At 62.2% G+C, this 1,334-nt stretch carries 3 protein-coding genes; 2 read left to right on the forward strand and 1 reads right to left on the reverse strand.

Features of this window, described 5'->3' with window-relative positions; translation table 11 throughout:
- A partial coding sequence (locus tag ACFTOW_RS13375) for an EamA family transporter (protein WP_379916530.1) occupies nt 1-308 on the forward strand: 308 nt, incomplete at its 5' end.
- On the opposite strand, the gene ACFTOW_RS13380 is transcribed toward ACFTOW_RS13375, so the two are convergent.
- Complete coding sequence (locus ACFTOW_RS13380; protein ID WP_379916532.1) at nt 305-637, reverse strand: ArsR/SmtB family transcription factor; 333 nt, start codon at nt 635-637, stop codon at nt 305-307. The two genes, ACFTOW_RS13375 and ACFTOW_RS13380, sit on opposite strands and share 4 nt — an antisense overlap.
- 250 nt (nt 638-887) lie before the next feature.
- Here ACFTOW_RS13380 and ACFTOW_RS13385 point away from each other — a divergent pair, with 250 nt between their 5' ends.
- Nucleotides 888-1,259 (forward strand): OmpA family protein, encoded by a 372-nt coding sequence (locus ACFTOW_RS13385; protein ID WP_379916534.1) that lies wholly within the window; start codon nt 888-890, stop codon nt 1,257-1,259.
- The last annotated feature ends 75 nt before the right edge of the window (nt 1,260-1,334 follow it).

The following is a 1,334-nucleotide window of genomic DNA, read 5'->3' on the forward strand; positions in this document are numbered from 1 at the left end:
CGGATGTTAACAATGCAGGTGGGTCAGTTTTAGATGATCATAACCCACCCAAGTGGGTCACTTTTGCATGCCGATTCACAGCGCTGGGCTATCTGGCAGTGTTCGCATCCTCGGCCACCTTCGTTCTGCTGCAATACGCCACGCTGCGCCTGCCCTCGGCCAAGGTGATGGCCTATACCTATCTGACGCCCACATGGGTGGTGGCGTGGGAATACGGGCTGGGCCGGGGCACGCCACCCACGATCCTGCTGGGCGGGGTGGGCCTTAGCGTTCTGGCGTTGGTGCTTTTGCTCAAGGCCGAGGGCTAAAGCGCGTCGGGGCCGAACTCGCGCGCCAGAAACGCCTCGAACGCGTCGAGGTTGACCGCCTCGAACTGGCCAAAGCTCTGCATCCAGATGCTTGCGGCGCGCATGGCGTCGGGCTCGAGCTTGCACCATTTCACGCGGCCACGCTTTTCCTGGGTGATCAGGCCCGCGCGCGTGAGGATCGACAGGTGCTTGGAAATCGCGGCCAGCGACATCTGGAACGGTTCGGCCACGTCCGTCACCGCCATGTCATCCTCGAGCAGCATCGACAGGATCGCGCGCCGCGTGGGATCGGCCAGGGCGGCAAAAATGGTGTCCAGATCCTGTGTCATAGGGGCTGCTATCGCGCGCGGACGGGGCATCGTCAACAGATTGGTTGAGTGTCGCGGGGACGGCGCGGTGGATCGGGGATGGCGGGGCGGCGGATTACGGCCAGCCCGAGGGGCGCAAATTGACGCAGGGGTCGTTTCACGCTAGGATTGTATTGCTGTGTTTTTGGCCGTCGCATCGGTTTTCAGGGAACCAGTGTCCGTGCGTTCAGGTTCAATTGGTACCCACGTATAGGAAAAAGGAGATCCTAAAATGAATTTTTCGTCTTTTCGCGCGCCTCTGGCCGCAGCCGCATTGCTGGTCGCCGCAGCAGGTGCCGCCTATGCGCAGCAGTGCCGGTTCGAGGTTCCGTTCGCGTTGAACAGCGCCCAGGTGCCGGCCAACTATGAACCGTTGCTGCGGCAGATTGCCCAAGTGCATCCCCAGTCGCGCATCACGGTGCAGGGGCACACGGACAAGCTGGGCAACGCCGCCGCGAACCGGGCACTTTCCGAGCGGCGGGCGCAGGCCGTTGCGTCGGCGCTGACCCGCAACGGTGTTCAGGGCAGCAATCTGAATATGGTGGCCTTTGGCGAAGATCGCCCGGTTGACGCCTCGACCGGGGCGTCGCAGGCCAATCTGTAGCGCGACAAACTTGATGAGAAGAGCGCGTCAATCAGGATGAGAATCCTTGGTCGCGACGCTTGAGAAGATGCCGCC

The organism is Lacimonas salitolerans (assembly GCF_042677865.1).
Classification (GTDB): Bacteria; Pseudomonadota; Alphaproteobacteria; order Rhodobacterales; family Rhodobacteraceae; genus Lutimaribacter; species Lutimaribacter salitolerans.

Coding starts and splice junctions, on each gene's coding strand:
- ACFTOW_RS13380 (WP_379916532.1), bottom strand. CDS start 637: ATGACACAGGATCTGGACACCATTTTTGCCGCCCTGGCCGATCCCACG.
- ACFTOW_RS13385 (WP_379916534.1), top strand. CDS start 888: ATGAATTTTTCGTCTTTTCGCGCGCCTCTGGCCGCAGCCGCATTGCTG.